This is a genomic window from uncultured Alsobacter sp., from assembly GCF_945952055.1.
In the GTDB taxonomy this organism is placed as follows: Bacteria; Pseudomonadota; Alphaproteobacteria; order Rhizobiales; family Beijerinckiaceae; genus Alsobacter.
The window spans coordinates 45815-68975 of record NZ_CAMFHB010000034.1 but is presented as its reverse complement, the minus strand read 5'-3'; the positions used below and the strand labels follow the sequence as shown (position 1 = coordinate 68975).

Genomic DNA, 23161 nt, shown 5'->3' with positions numbered 1-23161 from the left:
GAAACGTCGAACGGGCAGGGTGGGACAGGGGCGGATCACACCGCCGGCCAACAGGACTGACTCATGTCGCATGCGTCCCACAAGCCGATCGCCGAGACACATTCGCCGGTGCGCGAGGCACTGCTGGGCTTGAAGCCCGCGTTCCTCACGCTCGTGGGCATGAGCTTCTTCCTCAATCTGCTGGCCCTGACCGGGCCGATCTACATGTACCAGGTGTATGACCGCGTCATCACCTCGCGGAACATGAACACGCTGCTGGCCCTCTCGCTGATCGCGGCCATCCTCATCGCCGCCCAATGCCTGCTCGACATGTTGCGCAGCCGTGCGCTGCTACGGGTCGGAACCGCGTTCGACCAGGCGCTCGGCGACAAGCTCTTCCAGGCCGTGCACAAGGCCATGGTGAAGCGGGTCGGTGGCGTCGTCGGCCCCGTCCAGGCCCTGCGCGACCTCGATCAGGTTCGCGACTGCCTGACCGGTTCCGCGATCGTCGCCGCGATCGACCTGGTGTGGACGCCCATCTTCATCGGCGCCTGCTTCCTCGTCCATCCCGTGCTGGGCCTCGCCTACACCCTGTGCATCGTCGGCGTGGTGGCGCTGAGCTTCGCAAACCAGCGGACGGCCGCACCCATCCTCCTGCGCGGCACCGCGGCGTCGATGATCGCGACCGAATATGCGAACGCGGTGTTCCGCAACAGCGAGGCCATCCGCGCACTCGGCATGACCCGTGCCCTGCAGTCGCGCTGGAAGTCGCGTCGCGACGTCGGTCTCGGCTGGACCGCCCAGGTCAACGAGCAGTCGGGCTGGTTCCAGTTCGGCATGTCGCTGCTGAAGAACCTTGCCTCCACGCTCGGCATCGGCCTCGTCGCGTTCCTCGTCATCCACGGGGACATCACGGCCGGAGCGCTGGCGGCAGTGTGCTTCCTCGGCGCCCGTGCGCTGGGTCCCGCCTCCGTCATCGCGCAGAGCTGGAAGACGCTGAACACCGCCAAGGCCGCGCTGGCCCGCGTCGAGGCGGTGTTCCGCGAAGCCGGCGAGACCCCTGACCGCATGGCGCTGCCCAAGCCCAAGGGCGCGCTCAGCTTCGAGGGCGTCGTGGCGCTGCCGCCCAACGGCCGCAAGCCGGTGCTCAACGACGTGAGCTTCAGCCTCGAGCCGGGGGACGTGCTCGGCGTGATCGGCCCCAGCGCGGCCGGCAAGTCGAGCCTGGCGCGGGTCTGCGTCGGCCTCTGGCCCGCCACCAAGGGCGCCGTACGACTCGACGGGGCCGAACTCTCCCACTGGGACGAGGAGCGGTTGGGCGAGCACATCGGATACGTGCCGCAGGACGTCGAGCTCTTCGGCGGCACCATCGCCGAGAACATCGCCCGCTTCCGCGCCGGCTCCAGCGAGGACGTCATCGCCGCGGCGCGGCTGGCCCGGGTCCACGACATGGTCCAGGAACTCCCGGACGGCTACAACACGGACATCGGCGACGGCGGCCTCAAGCTGTCCGGCGGCCAGCGCCAGCGCATCGCCCTGGCGCGCGCCGTCTATGGCAATCCGCCGCTCGTGGTTCTCGACGAACCCAATGCGAGCCTCGACACACAGGGCGAGGACGCCCTGGTGCAGGTCATCCGCCAGCTCAAGGCGGCCGGCTCGACCGTGATCCTCGTCACGCACCGGTCCAACATCCTGACCCATTGCGACAAGCTGCTCGTCCTGGCCAAGGGCACCGTCCACACCTTCGGTCCGCGCGAAACGGTGATGCAGAGCTTCATGCCCGCCAACGTGGTGCCCATGGCCCCGGCGGCCATGGCGCGGAAGGCATGAGGCGCCGGCCATGCGAGAGATGATGCGTGAAGCCCTGAATGCCCGGCTGACGGCGTTCCGGGGGCTGGCCGTGGCCCCTGCCGCGGCGGCCGCCGGATCGGCGGCCGCCAAGCCTCCTGCAGTCAAGCCCGCCGCCAAGCCGGCGAGTGCACCGCCGGTGGCCTCGACGGATTGGATCGCGCCGCTGCGGGTCGCGGGCATCGTGGTCCTCGTGGTCTTCGCCTTGGGCGGAGGCTGGTCGATGCTCGCGCGCCTCGACGCGGCCACAGTCGCTCCGGGCGTCGTCTCCGTGGAATCGAACCGCAAGGCGATCCAGCACCTGGAAGGCGGCATCGTCCGCGAGATCCTGGCCAGGGACGGCGACAAGGTGCAGGCCGGGGCGGTGCTCGTGCGGCTGGATCCGACCCAGGCCCGCGCCAATGCGGAGGTGGTGCGCAAGCAGTACGCCGCGGCACTGGCCGAGGAGGCCCGCCTGATCGCCGAGCGCGACGGCAAGCCTGCGGTGGCGTTTCCCCCCGAGGTCACGGAGAAACTGGACGATCCGCTGGTGGCCCGCGCCGTGGCCGACCAGGTGGCCCAGTTCCGGGACCGTCGCGCCTCGCTGAACGGCCAGGTCTCCATCCTGCAGGCGCGCATCTCCCAGCAGCAGAGCGAGATCGCGGCGCTCGAACGGGAGCGGGAATCCAGCCAGCAGCAGATCGCCACCGTGAAGAAGGAGCTCGTCGGCCTGCGTCAGCTGCTCGAGAAGAACCTCGTCTCGGTGTCGCGCGTGCTGTCGCTCGAGCGCGAGCAGTCGCGTCTCGAAGGGCTTCTCGGCCGCACCGAGGCCAACGTGATGAAGTCGCTGCAGACGATCGACGAGGCGCGCCTCCAGATCGAGCAGGCGAAGGCCCAGTTCAACGAGCAGGTGGGCCGCGACCTTCCGGCGGTCCGCAAGTCGGTCGGGGAGCTGCGCGAGCGCGTCGTCGCCACCTCCGACATCCTCAGCCGGCTCGATATCCGGGCGCCGCAGGCGGGCGTCGTCCAGGGATCGAAGATCTTCACCGCCGGCGGAGTGATCCGGCCGGGCGACACGCTGATGGAAGTCGTGCCACTGTCGGACGAACTCGTGATCCGAGCGCAGGTGGGGCCGATGGACGTCGACAAGGTCCGCCGCGGGATGGAGGCGGAGGTCCGCTTCCAATCCTTCACCGTCGAGCATCCGCCCATCTTCGTCGGCAAGGTGCGCACGATCTCGCCTGACCGTCTGGTCGACGACCAGACGCGGCAGCCCTACTTCTCGGCGGAGATCGCGCTCGATCGCGACCAGATCCCGGCGGAATTCCGCCAGCGCATCGGCGCGGGCATGCAGGCCGACGTGCTGATCGCGACCGGCGAGCGCACGGCGCTGCGCTACCTGGTGGCACCGCTCCTCGACAGGCTGGCCACGGCCATGCGCGAGCGCTGACGACCCTGACGGGGCGTTTCGCGCCGTTAGTCAATTCGAGAAAAATTGCGCGTAGCGTCAGCGCGACGGTGCGGAAAGCACCGCCGCCGGGGGCAGGAATCCCATGGACGCTCTGCGACTGCCGTTCTCGCCGCGCTACATCACGTTCACCCTGTGCCTGATCCTGGCCGGGTTCGTCGCGGCCCTGATGATCACGGGCTTCGTCGTCTCCCCCGCGTGGATCGTGCTGCTGGTCCTGCTGGTGGCGCTGTGCGTCCTGGGGGTGCACGACCTCCTGCAGGAAAAGCACGCCATCCTGCGCAACTACCCGATCGCGGCCCACCTGCGGTTCCTCTTCGAGGAGATCCGCCCGGAGATGCGGCAGTACTTCTTCGAGGGCGAGAAGGACGGAACGCCCTTCAGCCGCGACCGTCGCGCCATCGTCTACCAGCGGGCCAAGCGCACCCTCGACAAGAGGCCCTTCGGCACCCAGTACGACGTCTATGCCGAGAACTTCGAATGGGTGCGGCACTCCATGGCGCCGACGCCCGTGGCCGACAGCGACTTCCGCATCCGCATCGGCGGGCCCGACTGCCCGCAGCCCTACGCGGCCTCGGTCTTCAACATCTCGGCCATGAGCTTCGGGTCGCTCAGCGCCAACGCCATCCGCGCCCTCAACAAGGGGGCCGCCATGGGAGGCTTCGCCCACGATACCGGCGAGGGAGGCTTCAGCCCGCATCACGCGGCGCATGGCGGGGACATCATCTGGGAGATCGGCTCGGGCTATTTCGGCGCCCGCAACCCCGACGGCACCTTCTCGCCGGAGCGCTTCGCCGAGACCGCCGCCAACCCCCAGATCAAGATGGTGGAGCTGAAGCTCAGCCAGGGCGCCAAGCCCGGCCACGGCGGCGTGCTGCCCGCCGCCAAGGTGAGCGCCGAGATCGCGAAGACGCGCGGCGTGCCGATGGGCGTCGACTGCGTGTCGCCGGCGAGCCACTCCGCCTTCTCGACGCCGGTCGAGATGATGCGCTTCCTCGGCGAGATGCGGCGCCTGTCGGGCGGCAAGCCTGCCGGCATCAAGTTCTGCGTGGGACACCCGTGGGAGTTCCTGGCGCTGTGCAAGGCGATGCTGGAGACCGGCATCTATCCCGACTTCATCGTCGTCGACGGCAAGGAGGGCGGCACGGGTGCCGCGCCGCTCGAGTTCATGGACCATCTCGGCATGCCCCTGCGCGAGGGTCTGAGCTTCGTCCACAACGCACTCGTCGGGATCGGCGCCCGTGACCGCGTGAAGCTGGGCGCGAGCGGGATGATCGTCACCGCCTTCGACATCGCCCGTGCCATGGCGCTGGGCGCGGACTGGTGCAATGCCGCCCGGGGCTACATGTTCGCGATCGGCTGCATCCAGTCCCAGGCCTGCCACACCGACAAGTGCCCCACCGGTGTCGCCACCCAGGATCCCACGCGTCAGCGCGCCCTGGTGGTCGCCGACAAGGCGGAGCGCGTCGTCGCCTTCCACGACAGCACCACCAAGGCGCTCGCCGAATTCGTGGCGGCGGCCGGGCTCGACCATCCCGACCAGTTCCGACCCCACCACTTCTCCCGTCGCGTCTCGCCCGACAAGGTTCTGAGCCTCGCCGAGATCTACCCCGCGCTGCCGCCGGGAGACCTCCTGCGGGGCACCTCGGACGCGCGCTTCAAGGACGCGTGGGAGATGGCCGACCCGCACAGCTTCCGGCCTCGCGCCGTCGGCCGTGCGGCGGCATGATTAGCGCCGATTGAGACAACACTGATATACAACCTAAAGTAAATATTTACCGTTCCGATCACGTGCGGGTGCATCGGTTCGCGTCGAAAACCCTGCTCTAACCATTCCCGCGCTGAAGCTCTCCGGGACGGCATATTTCCGGTTGCCGTCGGGATGTGCTATGCATGTCCCCGATTTTCGATACCGACGTCCGTTTTTTTGTTGTGACTTTCATTATGGGATTGCGCGATGGTCGATACCGTCACGTCCACTGTCGTTCCCCCGTCAGCCGTGCAGGCCGGTGAGCCGCCGCTGCTGGTGACACGGCCGGAGCCGGGCCAGACCAAGATCGTCGAGGTGCGTCCCGGGCAGCCGCTGGCCTTCGACTTTCCCATCGAGGACGCCAAGCTCATCGTCCAGGACGTCGACATCGTCCTGGTCTTCCCCGACGGTTCGCAGATCCAGCTGCCCCAGTTCGCCGTGGCCCTCATGCTGGGCCAGGCCACCGCGATCACCTTCGCGGGAACGCCCTTCGAGCCGCACCAGCTTTTCGAGGTGGCGAACGAGGTCCGCCTGGCCGACGAGCTCCCCTCCCTCAAGCCGACCTCGGCCGAGAACGACGGCAAGAAGAAGGGCGAGGGCGAAGGCGAGCAGGAGCCGTCCAACGTCGGCTACGAGGCCGCGCTGCCACAGACGCAGCAGGGCACCCGCAGCCAGTACGAGCAGGAGCAGGGCACCAAGCGCGGGCAGTACGACGACATCGCCCTGCAGTCGCCGGTGGTCCGCTCGACGACGGAAACCCTGATCCTGTCGTTGGGATCCAGCGTCTCCTCGGGGACGAACTACACGACCAACAACCCGTTCAACGACAATCTGAGCAAAGTGGTCGGCGCGAACGTCGTGTCGTCGAAGCTGCTGACGGACGTGCTGGAGACCAGCACGACGACGATCCAGGGCGGCAAGACGATCTACGGTGCGACGGGAGCCGGCGACGCCGCGTTCAATCCCGCCTTTGCCTCCCAGAAGCTGTCACCCGTCATCTCGGGAAGCACGCAGGACGACACGGTCTACGTCAACCACGCGACCGACGCTGACGGCCGGCCGGTCGCCCTCGACGCCGGCACCAGCCTGCGCATCGTCCAACTCAAGCTGGAGTTCCCGACAGAGTACGTCGGTCAGGTTGCAACAGGCTTCGTCGTGAGCGGCCTGCCGACCGGAGCGTCTGTCACCAATGGCGTCGACCTCGGCGATGGGTCCTACGCGGTCGACATCACCACGTTGCAGCGAATGGGGGCGCCGAATGTCCTCACCTTCCAGCTGAAATACCTCATTCCGGACGATAGCGCCCCTCGCGATGCGGATGGCTTCGCGCAGGTCTTCACGCTGTCGCTGCGGGTTGGAACCGTCGGCGGCAACGGCGCGGTGACTTTCAACGCGACCCAGACCTTCGGCATCAGGGACATCGACTACGCCAACGAGTCCACCGCAACCTTCAAGGATTCGTCGGGCGTCGAGCGCGCGGTGCTCTGGGCCAATCCGCCCGGCTCGCGAGTGTCGACTTTCGACGGCGACGATACGATCTATGCCGGAGCGGGTGCCGACACGATCGACGGCGGAGCCGATCGCGACCTCGTCAGCTACACGCTCTCGCAGGCGAAGGTCCATGTCGACCTGACGACGGGACGAGGCACCGGCGGGTTTGCGCGCGGGGACGTCCTCGCCAACGTCGAGGACCTTGAGGGCTCGGCCTACGACGACACGCTGGTCGGCAACGCTGCCGCGAACCAGTTCCAGGGCGGCGCTGGAGCCGACTCGCTCGACGGCGGCGCGGGAGCCGATACCGCCTCCTACGCCAGATCGGTCGAAGGCGTGCGGGTGGATCTGCTGAACGGCACGGGGGCGCTCGGCGACGCCCAGGGCGACGTGCTCAAGGACATCGAAAATGCGGTCGGATCGGCAAAGGCCGACTGGCTCCAGGCGACGGATGGCGGCTCTTCTCTCGAAGGCGGAGCTGGGTCTGACACGCTCGTCTCGGGCCTGGGGGCCGATACCCTGGCGGGTGGTGAGGGGACCGGCGACATCGCCGACTACTCGCGCTCGGATGAGGGCGTCGAGATCAATCTGCGCCTCGGGACCGCCGCACGCGGATACGCCGCCGGTGACCGCTTGACCGACGTCGAGGGCATCGTCGGGTCCAACTACGCCGATACGCTGGTCGGCGACGCGGGCAGGAATCGCTTGAGCGGCGAGGAGGGGAACGACTCGCTCAGCGGTGGCGCAGGCGACGACACCGTGTTGGGCGGCGGAGGCGACGACCGCCTGGTTGGCGGGCAGGGCGCCGATTCCATCGACGGCGGCTCGGGCAACAACACCGTCGACTATTCGCAGTCGGCGGACCCCGTCACCGTCAATCTGATCACCGGCGTCGGAACGGGAGGAGACGCCGAGGGCGACATCCTCGTCAACGTCCAGAATGCCGTCGGCTCCGCAGGCGTCGATACGATTTCGTTCGCCTCGTTTTCCGGGACGCTGAACGCAGATCTCGAGGCGGGTCAGGTGCTCCTGACGAGGGGCGGGGTCACGACCACCGCTCTCGTGTCGGCGTTCGAGACCTTCATCGCCGCCGACAACGCCGATGAACTGGCCGGCGACGGAACGCAAAGCTTCTTTGCCAACGGCGGCAACGACACCGTCCATGGCCTCGGCTTTGAGCGGGACATCACGCTGGATGGCGGCGCGGGCACGGGCGACCTCCTGATCCTTGAAAGCGCCGCGACGGTCCGCTCGATCAACCTCGCCGACAGCACGGACCAGACGGCAGGCGACACCGCCCTCGTCCTCAACTTCGAGAACGTCGATGCGACCCGCATGTCGGACAGCATGACGCTTCTCGGCGACGATGGCTCGAACAGCCTCCTGGGCGGCAGCGGCGCAGACGTCATCGAGGGCCGAAAGGGCAGCGACACCCTCCAGGGCAATGGAGGAAACGATACGCTGGACGGCGGCACGGGCCAGAGCCTCGTCGAGGGCGGCTCGGGAGACGACGTCGTCGTCTACGGCACGACCGGTGCGTCCACGCTCGACGGCGGCACCAGCGATGAAAGTCGTGGTGACACGCTGCGCGGCATCGCGGGAAGCTACGGCGTTGCCCGGCTCACCTTCGACCTGAGTGTCGCGCAGGACATCGATCAGTCCGGGAACGACACCGCGCGTGTCACGAACTTCGAAAACCTCGACTTCTCCCAGACCACCACCTCCGTGTCGGTCAGGGGGGGCAGCGGCAATCGGTCCCTGATCACGGGATTTGGCGACGACTCCGTCCAGGGCGGGATCGGAAACGACGCCATCGAAACCGGCCGCGGCAACGACACGATCGATGGTGGCGGCGGCGCCGACACGATCGATGCAGGCGCGGGCGACGACAGGGTCACCTACCGGGCCGTCGCAGGGCTCGATCTGCGCGGTGGCACGGCCCTCGAGACGGCAGGCGATACCCTCGTCATCGGGAGCGCAACGCTCTCCGGGTCACGCGACCTGCGCATCGACATGGCGGTCGATGCGGCGGATCAGACAGCTCTGGCCGACGGCGCTACGGACGGGGTGGCTGTCTCGGGGTTCGAGAACATCGATGCCGCGTCCGCGACCATTGCGCTGACCGTGACCAACACACTGGGCGGCCGCACAGTGCGGACCGGCTCTGGCAGCGACACCATCGACTATGTCGATGGGCCGAACACCGTTCTCGATTCGGGCACTGCAGTCTCGGGCAACGGCGACACGCTGCGTTTCCTGGCCGACCGAGCCGCCGCCCTGACGACGATCCGTCTTGGCGACACGGACCAGACCGCCGGCGATTTCGCGCGGGTGTCGAACTTCCGACATGTCGACGCTTCGCTGGTCGGCTCGGGCTCTGCCTTCGCGCTGACGGGCAACGAAGACGGCAACGACATCAAGACCGGCGCAGGGAACGACACCATCGCCGGGGGCGGCGGAGCCGACACCGTGGCGGCGGGCGCAGGGGACGACCGCGTCACCTATGGATCGTCCGTCGGAAGTCAGTTCGACGGCGGCAGCAACGGCGCGGCAGGCGATACGCTCGTGGTCACCGCCCTCGCGGCAGGCACCGTGCTGCAGGTGGATCTCGGCGAGATCTCCGCAGACCAGTCGAGCCTGTTGACGGGTGCCGATCTGACGCAGCAGGCAAGCGACGGTGTCACTGTCACCGGTTTCGAGAACCTCGATGCGAGTTCTCTCGCCGCTTCGGCACGTCTGCGGCTGATCGGCTCGGCCGGTGGCGAATCCATCCGCACGGGAGCGGGAGCCGACACCATCGACGGCCGCGGCGGTGCGGACGTCATCGATGCCGGGGCCGGCGACGACGTCGTGACCTATCGCGATGCGGCAGGCGCGGCTCTCGGCGGCGGAAGTGGCAACGACACCCTGACCGTGGGGAACGCCACGGAGGCCGGCGTTGCCACGCTTTCGTTGGCCATGACGGATGCCGATCAAAGTGTCGGCGACCAGGTCAGCCTGTCCGGCTTCGAAAACATCGATGCCGGCGGCAGCAACGTTCGGCTGACGGTCCGCAACACGCTGGCCAACAGTTCGGTCACGGGAGGCACGGACAACGACTCCATCGACTACGCGGTGGGTGCCACGCTCACGGCAGGGCTCGGCGACGACACGCTGGTCATCCGCGATTCAGGCCTGACATCACCCGTGGGTGGCGCCCGCCTCGCTGCCATCACGGTCGACCTCAACGCGACGAGCGATCAGACGTCAGGGACCGGCGAAACGGCCCAGGTCACCGGGTTCAACAACCTTGACGCCTCGGGCATCACGATGCCGTCGACGGGTGCCGCGACCGCGGTCAATGTCTCCGGAACGTCCGGCGGCGAGCGCATCGTCACGGGTGCCGGGCGCGACACCATCGATGGAAAGGGGGGCGCCGACACCATCGATGCCGGTGGAGGTGATGACCGCGTCGTCCTGGCCGCGGCCGACGCGTCGGTTATTGACGGCGGAACCACGGGCGAAAGCGCCGGTGACACGCTGGTTGGCGTGGCGGGCACCTATGGCGCCACCCGCCTCACCTTCGATCTGACGGTCCTTGCCGGCCAGAACCAAGTGACGGATGGGCTTGCCGCCACGATCCGCAACTTCGAGAACATCGACTTCAGCGCCACATCGGCCGCCATTTTCGTCGAGGGTCGGGACGGCGGACGGTCACTGCTCACGGGGTTTGGCGACGACAGCGTGCTCGGCGGTACGGGTGCCGACACCATTTCGACCGGCGACGGCAACGATACCATCGACGGACTCGGTGGCCGCGACAGCGTGAGCGCGGGCGCAGGTGACGACACCGTCGTCTACCGGGGTGTACAGGGCGCGGTTCTCGACGGCGGAACGTCGGGTACGACGGGCGACACTCTCTTCGTGGCGGCTCTACCGACCCTCGCGACCACTCTGCGGATCGATATGACCGCGACCGACGACCAGACCCGACGCGACATCGGAACGGACGATGGCATCAGGGTCACCGGTTTCGAAAACCTGGAGGTCGCAAGTCTCTCGAGCGCGATCACGGTCGTCAACACGCGCACCGGAAGCCGCGTCGTGACGAGCGGCGGCAGTGACGTGATCGACTACGCGGCCGATGCGACGATCGACGCGGCCGAGAACGGCTCGGCCGGCGACACGCTCGTCCTCAAGACGGCCGCCCTGACGGGCATCACGGCGCTCGCGATCGACCTTTCGCAGACGAGCGCCAGCCAGACCGCCTCCACCACGGCCCTGGGTGCCGGAAGTGATTCGGTCATCGGCTTCGAGAACGTCGATGCGAGCGCCCTGTCAGGGTTGGGGATTTCCGTCCTCGGCTCGGTTCAGAACAACGTCATTCGCGGTGGAGCCGGCGCCGATACGTTGTCAGGTCAGGGGGGGCAGGATTCCATCTACGGCAACGGCGGCGACGACCGCATCACTCTCGCATCCCCCGGGTCCGCGACGCTCGACGGCGGCAGCGGCGGCGAAATCGAGGGCGACTGGCTGGTCGGCAACGCAAGCAGTTATGGCGGCATAGGGCGGCTCGTCTTCAATCTGGCTCGGACGTCCGGCAGCCAGCTCGACACGGGCAACACCTCGGTGGTCGGGTTCGAAAACATCGACTTCTCCAGCGCGACTGTCGCGGTCACCGTGACGGGGCGGGCTGCGGGAAGCAGGCTCTTGACCGGCTCCGAGGCGGACAGCGTCACGGGAGGGGCGTCGAAGGACATCATCCAGACCGGGCGTGGTGACGACACGATCATCGGTGGCGGAGGGGACGACAGCATCGATGCCGGGGCCGGCAACGACCGCGTCACCTACGTCAACGGCCCGTCGGCCGATAAGAGGGCGACGATCGATGGCGGCGACGATACCGATACGCTCGTCGTCGGGAGTGCCGCTGGCGTCACGCAATTGTCGGTCGATATGACCCAGGGCATCGCCGACCAGACGGGCGTCAATGCTGGCACGGACGACAATGTCGACACGCGCGGGTTCGAGAATCTCGCAGCCAGCAGCGCGACGATTTCGATCACGGTCACGAATACGCTGGCGAACTCGACGATCAGCACGGGCAGCGGTGACGATCGGATCGACTATGCGCAAGGCGCCACACTGTCTGCCGATGGTCAGGGTTCATTCGGCGACACGCTGGTCCTGAAGCAGGCTGCGCTGGCCGGCATCACGGGGTTCACGGTCAATCTCGGGAGCACCGGCGACCAGGTCAGCGGCACGGGCATTCCCACCGGGGTCACTCGGGTGACCGGCTTCGAGAACGTCGATGCATCGGCCTTGCCGTCGACGCTTGGCGTCACGCTCAACGGCGGCAGCACCGGCGTGAACCGCATCTGGGGCGGAGCGGGCGCCGACACGATCAACGGAGGCGGAGGCGCCGACCTCATCGATGCCGGCGGGGGGAACGACCAGGTCTGGTACTACGGCAGCACCGGCGGAGAGGCGACCATCGCGGGGGGCGTGAGGACGGACACGCTCTACATCCCTGCCGCGTCGGGCACCATTGCCCTGCGCATCGACCTGTCCGACCCGGACAACGCCGTCGATCAGACATCGCTCGTGGGTGGCGGGAGCGACGGCGCAAAGGTCACCGGGTTCGAGACGCTCGATGGCCGCGACGCATCGAGCGGGACGGCACTGACCGTCATCACGGGCAACACGGGCCGCTCGGTGAGCACCGGTGCGGGGACCGACAGCGTGTCCGGCGGGACGGGCGCCGACACGATCTCCACCAGCTTCGGCAACGACACGATCGACGGCGGCGGCGGGGCCGACGCGATCGACGCCGGCGACGGTGACGACCGGGTCGTCTACTCCAACGCCGGCACGCTGGCGGGCGGGCTGAACACCGGCGTCGGCAACGCCGGCGACACACTGGTGATCAGCTCGGGAGCCCCGAGCAAGCTTGCGATCACGTTCCTGTCGACGGCGACCGACCAGACACGCCTCGATGCCAACACCGACGACAATGCCGTCGTGAGCGGCTTCGAGAACCTGGCCGCCGGAACTGCGAGCGCCGACCTGACGGTCACCAACAGCCAGGCGGGCCGCTCGATCGTCACGGGCACCGGCAACGACACGATCGACTTCGTCGACGGCGCCGGCACGGTCCTCGATGCGGGAGGACAGCGCAGCCCGGTTGCGCCGCAAACATTCTCCGGCGACACGCTGAACTTTGCGAGTCCGTACGCGGCGTCGCTGACCACGATCGTCCTGACGACGGACCCGTTGGTCGACCAGGTTCTCAATGTCAGTGCCAGGGTCAGGAACTTCGAGCACGTCGACGCCTCGGCCGTGACCAGCACCACCGCGCGGTTTGCGATCACGGGCACCGGCGACGCCAACGCACTGAGCGGCGGTGCCGGCGCAGACACGATCGACGGCGGAGGAGGGGCTGACACGATCCGGGGAGGAGGCGGTAACGATCGCATGGCCTATCGCCGGGACGCGGCGATCCTCGACGGCGGCGCGGACGCGGGAGCGGTCGACACGCTGGTCGTGGACGGCCGGGACGGTTCGACGGTCCTGTCCCTGGACATGAGCGCGACCGATCAGACGGTTCTGACGACGGACCCCCAGGTCAGCAACTTCGAGAACGTGGACGCCAGCGGCGGCTCGGTCGCGCTGACCATCGTCAAGACGCAGGCCGGATCGACGATCACGGGCGGCGCGGGTGACGACACGGTCGACTACGTGAACGGTGCCGGCACGGTGCTCGACGGCAACGGCGAAGGCACGTCCGGCGACACCCTTGTCTTTGCCGCCAGCTACGCCACGGCGCTGACGACGATCCGGTTGAACGCTGCGGCCGGCACGAGCCAGGTCTCGACCGGCGCGACTATGGTCAGGAACTTCGAGAACCTCACCGCTGCTTCTGCCAGTTCGGGCGTCGCCTTCGACATCGAGGGCACGGGAACGAAGAACACGATCCGGACCGGCAGCGGCAACGACACCATCGACGGAAAGGGCGGCGCCGATCTCATCGATGCTGGCGGTGGGAACGATCAGGTCTGGTACTATGGCAGCACCGGTGGAGAGGCGACCATCTCAGGCGGCGTGGGGACCGACACGCTCTACATCCCTGCTGCATCTGGCACCATTGCCCTGCGCATCGACCTGTCCGACCCGGACAATGCCGACGACCAGACGTCCCTCGTCGGCGGGGGGAATGACGGTGCCAAGGTCACTGGCTTCGAGGCCGTCATTGGCAGGGATGCGTCGAGCGGGACGGCGCTGACCGTCGTCACGGGAAATACAGGTCGCTCGGTTTCGACCGGCGCGGGGGCCGACAGCGTGTCCGGTGGGACGGGCGCGGACACGATCTACGCCAACGCCGGGAACGACACGATCGATGGGGGTGGCGGGCTTGACGTGATCGACGCCGGTTTGGGTGACGATCGCGTCGTCTACTACAACGCGGGGACGATTGCCGGCGGTGGAACGGCTCAGAACAGCGGCAGCGATACGCTTGTGATCGGCTCGGGAGCCCCGAGCAAACTTTCGATCACGTTCCTGTCGACGGCGACCGATCAGACGCGCCTCGACGCCAGCACCAACGACAGCGCCACGGTCCGTGGCTTCGAGAATCTGGACGCTGGCGCGGCGAACACCGACCTGACGATCACGAACACCCAGGCTGGGCGCTCGATCGTCACGGGAACAGGAAACGATGCGATCGAGTTCGTCGACGGCGCCGGCACCGTCCTCGACGCGGGTGGGCAGCGCAGCCCCGTTGCGCCGCAAACTTACACTGGCGACACGCTGACGTTCGCGAGTTCCTACGCGACGTCCCTGACGACCATTGTCCTGACAACGGACCCCTTGGCCGACCAGGTTCTCAATGTAAGCGCGAGGGTCAGGAACTTCGAGCACGTCAACGCCTGGGCCGTCACGTCGAGCGCGGCGCGGTTCTCGGTCAAGGGCACCGGCGACGACAACGCGCTGAGCACCGGGGCGGGCGCAGACACGATCGATGGCCTGGGCGGAAAAGACACGATCTCGGCGGGCGAAGGCGACGACTGGGTCTATTACCGCGCGGGAGTGGGAGCATCGCTGTCGGGCGGGGCCGACACGGACACGCTCGTGGTCGACGCCGCAGTCACATCCCCTCTGACGCTGGACTTCTCCGACCAAAGCCGGGTGACCGATCAATCGGCGGGCGACCAAACCACCGTCACAGGGTTTGAAAACGTCTCTGCCAGCAGCGCGACGATTTCGATCACGGTCACGAATACGCTGGCGAACGCGACGATCAGCACGGGCAGCGGTGACGATCGGATCGACTATGCGCAAGGCGCCACACTGTCTGCCGATGGTCAGGGTTCATTCGGCGACACGCTGGTCCTGAAGCAGGCTGCGCTGGCCGGCATCACGGGGTTCACGGTCAATCTCGGGAGCACCGGCGACCAGGTCAGCGGCACGGGCATTCCCACCGGGGTCACTCGGGTGACCGGCTTCGAGAACGTCGATGCATCGGCCTTGCCGTCGACGCTTGGCGTCACGCTCAACGGCGGCAGCACCGGCGTGAACCGCATCTGGGGCGGAGCGGGCGCCGACACGATCAACGGAGGCGGAGGCGCCGACCTCATCGATGCCGGCGGGGGGAACGACCAGGTCTGGTACTACGGCAGCACCGGCGGAGAGGCGACCATCGCGGGGGGCGTGAGGACGGACACGCTCTACATCCCTGCCGCGTCGGGCACCATTGCCCTGCGCATCGACCTGTCCGACCCGGACAACGCCGTCGATCAGACATCGCTCGTGGGTGGCGGGAGCGACGGCGCAAAGGTCACCGGGTTCGAGACGCTCGATGGCCGCGACGCATCGAGCGGGACGGCACTGACCGTCATCACGGGCAACACGGGCCGCTCGGTGAGCACCGGTGCGGGGACCGACAGCGTGTCCGGCGGGACGGGCGCCGACACGATCTCCACCAGCTTCGGCAACGACACGATCGACGGCGGCGGCGGGGCCGACGCGATCGACGCCGGCGACGGTGACGACCGGGTCGTCTACTCCAACGCCGGCACGCTGGCGGGCGGGCTGAACACCGGCGTCGGCAACGCCGGCGACACACTGGTGATCAGCTCGGGAGCCCCGAGCAAGCTTGCGATCACGTTCCTGTCGACGGCGACCGACCAGACACGCCTCGATGCCAACACCGACGACAATGCCGTCGTGAGCGGCTTCGAGAACCTGGCCGCCGGAACTGCGAGCGCCGACCTGACGGTCACCAACAGCCAGGCGGGCCGCTCGATCGTCACGGGCACCGGCAACGACACGATCGACTTCGTCGACGGCGCCGGCACGGTCCTCGATGCGGGAGGACAGCGCAGCCCGGTTGCGCCGCAAACATTCTCCGGCGACACGCTGAACTTTGCGAGTCCGTACGCGGCGTCGCTGACCACGATCGTCCTGACGACGGACCCGTTGGTCGACCAGGTTCTCAATGTCAGTGCCAGGGTCAGGAACTTCGAGCACGTCGACGCCTCGGCCGTGACCAGCACCACCGCGCGGTTTGCGATCACGGGCACCGGCGACGCCAACGCACTGAGCGGCGGTGCCGGCGCAGACACGATCGACGGCGGAGGAGGGGCTGACACGATCCGGGGAGGAGGCGGTAACGATCGCATGGCCTATCGCCGGGACGCGGCGATCCTCGACGGCGGCGCGGACGCGGGAGCGGTCGACACGCTGGTCGTGGACGGCCGGGACGGTTCGACGGTCCTGTCCCTGGACATGAGCGCGACCGATCAGACGGTTCTGACGACGGACCCCCAGGTCAGCAACTTCGAGAACGTGGACGCCAGCGGCGGCTCGGTCGCGCTGACCATCGTCAAGACGCAGGCCGGATCGACGATCACGGGCGGCGCGGGTGACGACACGGTCGACTACGTGAACGGTGCCGGCACGGTGCTCGACGGCAACGGCGAAGGCACGTCCGGCGACACCCTTGTCTTTGCCGCCAGCTACGCCACGGCGCTGACGACGATCCGGTTGAACGCTGCGGCCGGCACGAGCCAGGTCTCGACCGGCGCGACCATGGTCAGGAACTTCGAGAACCTCACCGCTGCTTCTGCCACTTCGGGCGTCGCCTTCGACGTCGAGGGCACGGGAACGAAGAACACGATCCGCACCGGATCGGGCAACGACACCATCGACGGGAAGGGCGGCGCCGATCTCATCGATGCGGGGGAGGGCGACGACCGGGTTGTCTATACCCAAGCCAGCGGCGCATCGCTGAGCGGAGGTGGCAACGGCACGGCCGGTGACACCCTCGTCATGGCCTCCGCGCAACCGGCAGGCGTGACGACCCTCAGAATCGACATGGGTTCAGGCGCCTCGACGAACGACCAGACGCGCTTCAGCGACGCGCTGGACGATGGTGTGACCGTGACCAACTTCGAAAACCTGGACGCCTCGGGCTTGTCGAGTTCGGTCGCTATCACTGTGGTCAACACGCAATCCGGGAGCACGGTCACGACCGGCCGCGGCAACGATGCCGTCGACTTCGCTGACGGAGCAACGCTCGACGGCAGCGATGGCCAGGACAAGCTCGTCTTCACCGCCACGGCCCTGGCAGGCTTCACCAGCCTCACCGTGAGCCTGGCCCAGTCCACCGGCCAGATCTCGGGGGCCAGCGGGCCGACCAGCGTGTCCAACTTCGAAAGCATCGACGCGAGCAACACCGCCGTCGCCTTCACCGTGACCGGATCGGACCAGGCCAACGACATCCGGACCGGGAGTGGGAACGACACGATCGACGGATGGTCGGGTCTGGACGCGGTGGATGCCGACGGTGGCGACGACCAGGTGACCTACCGAAGGTTCGTGGGCGCCAGCTTCGCCGGAGGGACGGAAAACGTCGGAGGAGGTGACACGCTGGTCATCGCGGCGGCCCAGCCGAGCGTCAACACGCTTCGCTTCGACATGAGCGCGACCGGAGACCAGAGCGGGATCAGCGACGTCGTTGACGACGGCGTCACCGTCACGGGCTTCGAGTATCTCGACGGCTCGGCCGTCGGCGACGGCATCGCGCTGACGGTGGTCCGTACGCGTGCTGGCGGCACCTCGAGTGGAGGGGCGGGAAGCGACACGATCGACTACGCTGACGGCGCGAGAACGGCGATCTTCGGGGGCTCCAACACCAGTGGCAACGGCGACACCCTGAGGTTCTCCGCCACCCATGCGGCCGCCATCAGCATCGACCTTCGCGAACTGGTCGCGGATCAGACGACGGGCGACATCGCTGACATCCGCGGCTTCGAAAACGTCGACGCATCGGCCGTGACCAATGGCTCGGCCGGATTCAGGGTCACGGGCACCTCGCGCGCCGAATTGATCAGGACCGGTGCGGGTGCGGATACGCTGACGGGCGGCGGCGCAAACGACACTCTCGATGGCGGAGAGGGCGACGACGTGTTCATCGTCCCCGATTCTGCCGCGCAGATCACGGGCGGAGGCGGCACGGACACGGTGCAGACAACGGCCTCCGCCTACTCGTTGGCCGGGCGGTCCGGGGTCGAAAACCTCGAGTTCACGGGGGCGAGCGGCACGTTTTCCGGCACCGGGAACGAGCTTGCCAACAGCCTGAAGGGCGGCATCGGGAACGATACTCTCGATGGCGGCCTCAACAACGACACCCTCGATGGTGGCGGTGGCGCAAACCTGCTGATCGGCGGCGCTGGGAACGACCTCTACAAGCTGGGCCTTCTCGATACCGTGTCCGAGGCCAACGGGAACGGCCTGGATACGGTTGAAACCGGAGTGTTCACGACCCTCTCGCTCACGCGCGGCGATCTGACCGCCGTCGAGAACCTGACCTACACGGGGACCTCCGCCTTCACGGGGACGGGCAACGCACTCGCCAACATCATCACGGGCGGAAGTGGTGCAAACGCTCTGTCGGGGGGCCTGGACAGCGACACGCTGATCGGTGGAGACAGCGCCGACGTTCTGCTCGGCCGTGGTGGCAGTGCTGCTCTCCGGGTCAACGCCACGGCAGGGACTTCCGCCAGCATCGGTTCCGCGAACTTCCTGAGTAGCAGCGCCAATACGGCAGGATTTACGATCGCGTTCAAGATCAACGCAACAGGAGGCGGCGATACGGCGAGCGTCGCCATAGGCGTGCCTTCATTGTCGGGTGTTCCGGATCAGTATTTTACGATCACGGATGCCGCGAGTTCGGTGACCGTCCAGATCTCGGGTCCGACCGCCAGCACGACGTTCAGTGGCAGCAAACCCGCCACGCGCGACGGCACGTGGCACTCGATCGTCCTGACCGTTGACACGTCAAATCAGGCCACCTTGTACATCGACGGAGCAGCTTACCTGACGAGGGCGATCAACCTGCTCGCGTCAGGAAGCCAGGATCGTTCGGTCACTCTTTCGTCGACCACGCCGAATTTCTCCCCTGCCTACTTCGACGACCTGGCCCTTTTCACGAGGGCGCTCAGCGTCTCGGAGGTACAGACCTTGGCTTCGACGGACGGGTCGTCGATTACCAGCGGATTGTTGGCGCGCTGGGACTTCGACTCCTCGTTCGCTCCCACGGCGACGGGAGCCGGGGTGAATGCGGGAACGTTCGTCACCAATGCTGTGGCAAGCTCGTTTCGCGGCTTCGAAGGAGGTTTCGACGGCGGCAACTCCCTCTTCGGCGGCGCTGCCGCTGACACGCTCGAGACCGGGGCGGGCAACGACTCCTTGGATGGCGGCCTGGGTGCAGACACCCTGCGTGGCGGTGCCGGGAACGACACCTACTTCGTCGATGATTCCGGGGATCGCATCGTCGAGTTCGCAGGCGCTGGCACCGACACCGTACGAACCTCGCTCGCGAACTACACCCTCGGCACCAATCTGGAGAACCTGGTTTTTGCCGCCGACATGACGCGGCCGTTGCCGAGAAGCATCAACGCGACGGGCACCGGAAATGCCCTGGCGAATAGCCTCCAGGGCGGCGACGGCAACGACACGCTGTCGGGTGGCGCCGGCAACGATACTCTGGCCGGCGGACTCGGCGACGATAGTCTCGTCGGTGGAGCAGATTTCGACATCATCGACTACAGCTCATCGCAGCGCTCGGTGTCGATCGATCTTGCTCAGACCGGAACGTTGACCGACGATCAAACGGGCGGAGCCGGAGCCGACAGCTTCGGCAGCGACATCGAGGGTGTCAGAGGCGCGGCCACTGTCGGTAGCCGGCTGAGCGGCAATGCCTCGGACAATCTTCTGATCGGCGGAACCGGGGACGACACTATCGACGGTCGGGACGGCAATGACACGATCACCGGTGCGGGTGGAAAAGATTCTCTGGCCGGCGGGTTGGGGAACGACACCTTCATCGTCACGACCGGAGAAGCAACGATTGACGGCGGAGGAAACGCGGCCTCCGGTGACACTGTCGATTTCTCATTGGCCGCCAGTGGGATCACGATCAATCTAGCCGGTCCGGTGGGAACCTACAGCATAGGACTTGCGAGCGGAGAATTGCGCGGCCTTGAAAATTATACCGGGTCGGACTTGGCTGATCAATTTACCGGATCGACGGGCGGAGAGTCCCTGAGCGGTGGGGTTGGAAACGATACGCTGTTGGGCAATGCGGGCTCGGACACCCTGAGTGGCGGGGCTGGAGCCGACCTCATCCAGAGCGGGCTTGCCGGTTCGTCCTATTCCCTCGTGGGTGGGACGGTGCTGAGCGGATACCTGGACACGACGATCCCCATCACCTCGAACACCTCCGTAGGTCTGGCGGGCTCACAGTTCGCGATGTCCTTCCGCTTCGCATCCACCGGGGGAACGACCACCGACCGGTACAGCCTTTACATGGCTCTGGGAGCAACACGCACCGTGAACGATGCGAACTCCCTGTCCCTGGAGTTGGATCCGACGGGAACGGCCATTCGCTTGATGCGGGGCGCCACGCAGATCAATCGTTGGGATACGCCTGGACAGGTCAGTTTGTTCGATGGGGCGTGGCACCAATTCACATTGTCCGTGAAAGACAACGTTGGCACGATCTTCGTGGACGGCAACGCCTTCGCGACCCAGAGCTTGGTGGGTTTGCTCCCAAGCGTTGGCGCAAAGTTCGGTTATGTCGGCTCGGGGTCTGCCATGACCGTGTCCGTCGATGACATGGCCTACTTCGATCGGTCCCTCACATCGACCGAAATGGGGACGTTGTGGAGCCAGCCTGGCATCGCGGGTATTCCGACAGGTGCAATGGCCGTGTGGACGGCCGACGAGGCGAATGCCTGGGTCTCGTCCGCCTCGCGTGGCTCGGACTTGATGTCTAACGATGCCAATACGCCAACCTCGAATGGGACTGACGCAGTTGGCGACAGGTTCGACGGAGGCGACGGGAACGACACGCTTCGTGGCGGAGCGGGGGCCGATACGATCGTCGGTGGAAACGGCGATGATGTTCTCGTGGGTGGACGTGGCAACGACAATCTCTCGGGTGGCCAAGGAAACGACACGCTGGACGGTAGGGCCGGCTCCGACACACTCGCGGGTGGCATCGGAGACGACGTTTATCTTGCAGTGTGGGGTACCGGAGGTACTCAGACGTCGGTCACGGAGAATGCCGGGGAGGGGACTGACACGATTTTCCTCACATTGGCGGCATTGAGTGACAATAGATTTCGGCCGTATCGGCTTCCGGATAACGTCGAAAATCTCATCTATACAGTCCCGGTCACGTCATTTTACATGAACGGAAACGATTCGGACAATTCGATTCGGAGCTATCTCGGCGATTCTGCGAAGGAGACCATCATTGGAAATGGTGGGAATGACTTCATCTTCACCGGAAATGGCAATGACGTCCTGTATGGCGACGAGTTAGATCCCCTGTCGACGAGATTCTCGGGCAACGACACTCTCGACGGTGGCACCGGTGATGACACGATGTATGGAGGATTGGGCAACGATACCTACAGGGTCGACACCTCCAACGACAGCGTGATTGAAGCAGCAGGAGAGGGATCGGACACGATCGAAACCACGCTGACCTCCTACACGCTGCCCGCAAACGTCGAGAGGCTCGTCTTCGCGGGAAGTGGGAACTTCACGGGGACGGGTAGCACGGCGACCGAGACCATCGTGGGCGCTGCCGGCAACGACAGCATCACCGGCAATGGCGGGGGTGACGTCCTGCAAGGGCTGGGTGGAAACGATACCTACTTCATCGGCGACGTCCGCGACACCGTGATCGAAGCGGCAGGCGGCGGAACGGACACGATCCGGTTGGGTCTCGCGGCTTCGAACACGACGCCCTACGTCATGGGTGAGTTCGTGGAGAACCTCTCGATCGTCGCCGCTGTCGGTTCTTCCACCGCGGTCGGAGCATGGGTCGCCGGCAACAGCCAGGCAAACCTGATCACGGGGAACACCGGCAACGATACGCTGCAGGGCAATACAGGTGATACTTTGTCCGGAGGCGCCGGCAGTGATGTCTACATCGTTGAGGCGGATGGCGTTACAATTACAGAAGGGACGGCTCCTGGGGATGTCGATGAGATCCGCACCCGTATTACATATTATCAACTTCAAGCCAACATCGAAAACCTGAGTTACTGGAATCCCACTGGTACATCCGCAGACGGCGGCGTCAGTTTCACCGGAAACTCCGCCAACAACGTGATCACGGGAGGCGGAGGAAACGACACTCTCACGTCATGGTCGGGCAACGATACCCTCATCGGCGGGGGCGGGAACAATGTGTTCAACGTAGACGGTGCCGGTGTGAGCGTCGTCGGAGGAAGTGGGATCGATGAGATCACGCTCAATTACAGCGCGACGTCCTATTCCATCGCGGCGAACGCCTCCATCGAAAACATCACCATGAATTCGTCGACGAGCATTGCAATGACGGGCAATGGGTTGGCGAACGTGCTGACCGGTAACGCGAGCGCCGACACTCTCATCGGCGGCGGTGGCGCCGATACGCTCATCGGTGGAGCGAACGGCGACGTGCTTTTCGGCGGCAACGACAGTTCGGACTCGAGCGGGTCCGAGAACGACTCGCTCTCCGGCGGCGACGGCAACGACACGCTGTATGGCGGCGGGGGGGATGACGTGTTGTCCGGAGACAACAACAACGACTCCCTCATGGGTGGCGACGGCAACGATACGCTGCTCGGCGGCACCGGGGTGGATATTCTCAACGGGGGCGCCGGCAACGACTCCTTGGTTGGAACGGGGAACGATACGCTCATCGGCGGGACGGGCTCCGATCGTTTCTCGATCGACAGTACGTTCCTCACGGTCACTGCGCGCGGCTCGGTCGATGGAGGCACCGCCGCCGGGGACACGGACACCGTCTCCTTCGCGTCGTGGACCCAGGGCTCCCAGACGGCCGCGACGGCCGGCACGAATGTCGCGGCGGTCCTCACCAATGTCGAAGTGTTGGATTTCAGGAACGCCGGGGTCTCCGCGAACGTCAGCTTCACGGCGCAGGACGTCCGAAACATCACCGGGGTGCAATCATCGTCGGCGTATCTGACGATCCAGTACAATACCGGGGATACGATCAACGGGGTGACAGGGACGAATACCACCCTGACGCTCACCAACGGAGAGAAGCTCGAGCTTCAGTTCGTTGCGTGATGGAGACCGTGGCCGGC

4 protein-coding genes are annotated in these 23161 nt (G+C 66.4%); all 4 read left to right on the top strand.

The window, feature by feature from the left end:
• Positions 1–63 precede the first annotated feature (63 nt).
• The 4 genes from Q0Q47_RS21700 to Q0Q47_RS21685 all read left to right on the top strand — a co-directional run bounded on the left by Q0Q47_RS21700 (position 64) and on the right by Q0Q47_RS21685 (position 23144).
• Positions 64–1809 (top strand): type I secretion system permease/ATPase, encoded by a 1746-nt coding sequence (locus tag Q0Q47_RS21700; protein ID WP_293864706.1) that lies wholly within the window; start codon positions 64–66, stop codon positions 1807–1809.
• Between the two features lie 22 nt (positions 1810–1831).
• Positions 1832–3256 (top strand): HlyD family type I secretion periplasmic adaptor subunit, encoded by a 1425-nt coding sequence (locus tag Q0Q47_RS21695; protein ID WP_293864703.1) that lies wholly within the window; start codon positions 1832–1834, stop codon positions 3254–3256.
• 103 nt (positions 3257–3359) lie between these two features.
• Positions 3360–5003 carry an FMN-binding glutamate synthase family protein gene (locus tag Q0Q47_RS21690; RefSeq protein WP_293864700.1) on the top strand — a complete coding sequence of 548 codons (1644 nt, stop codon included), beginning with the start codon at positions 3360–3362 and terminating at the stop codon, positions 5001–5003.
• Between the two features lie 228 nt (positions 5004–5231).
• Complete coding sequence (locus Q0Q47_RS21685; protein ID WP_293864697.1) at positions 5232–23144, top strand: hypothetical protein; 17913 nt, start codon at positions 5232–5234, stop codon at positions 23142–23144.
• Positions 23145–23161: the final 17 nt, after the last annotated feature.

Coding starts and splice junctions, on each gene's coding strand:
- Q0Q47_RS21700 (WP_293864706.1), top strand. CDS start 64: ATGTCGCATGCGTCCCACAAGCCGATCGCCGAGACACATTCGCCGGTG.
- Q0Q47_RS21695 (WP_293864703.1), top strand. CDS start 1,832: ATGCGTGAAGCCCTGAATGCCCGGCTGACGGCGTTCCGGGGGCTGGCC.
- Q0Q47_RS21690 (WP_293864700.1), top strand. CDS start 3,360: ATGGACGCTCTGCGACTGCCGTTCTCGCCGCGCTACATCACGTTCACC.
- Q0Q47_RS21685 (WP_293864697.1), top strand. CDS start 5,232: ATGGTCGATACCGTCACGTCCACTGTCGTTCCCCCGTCAGCCGTGCAG.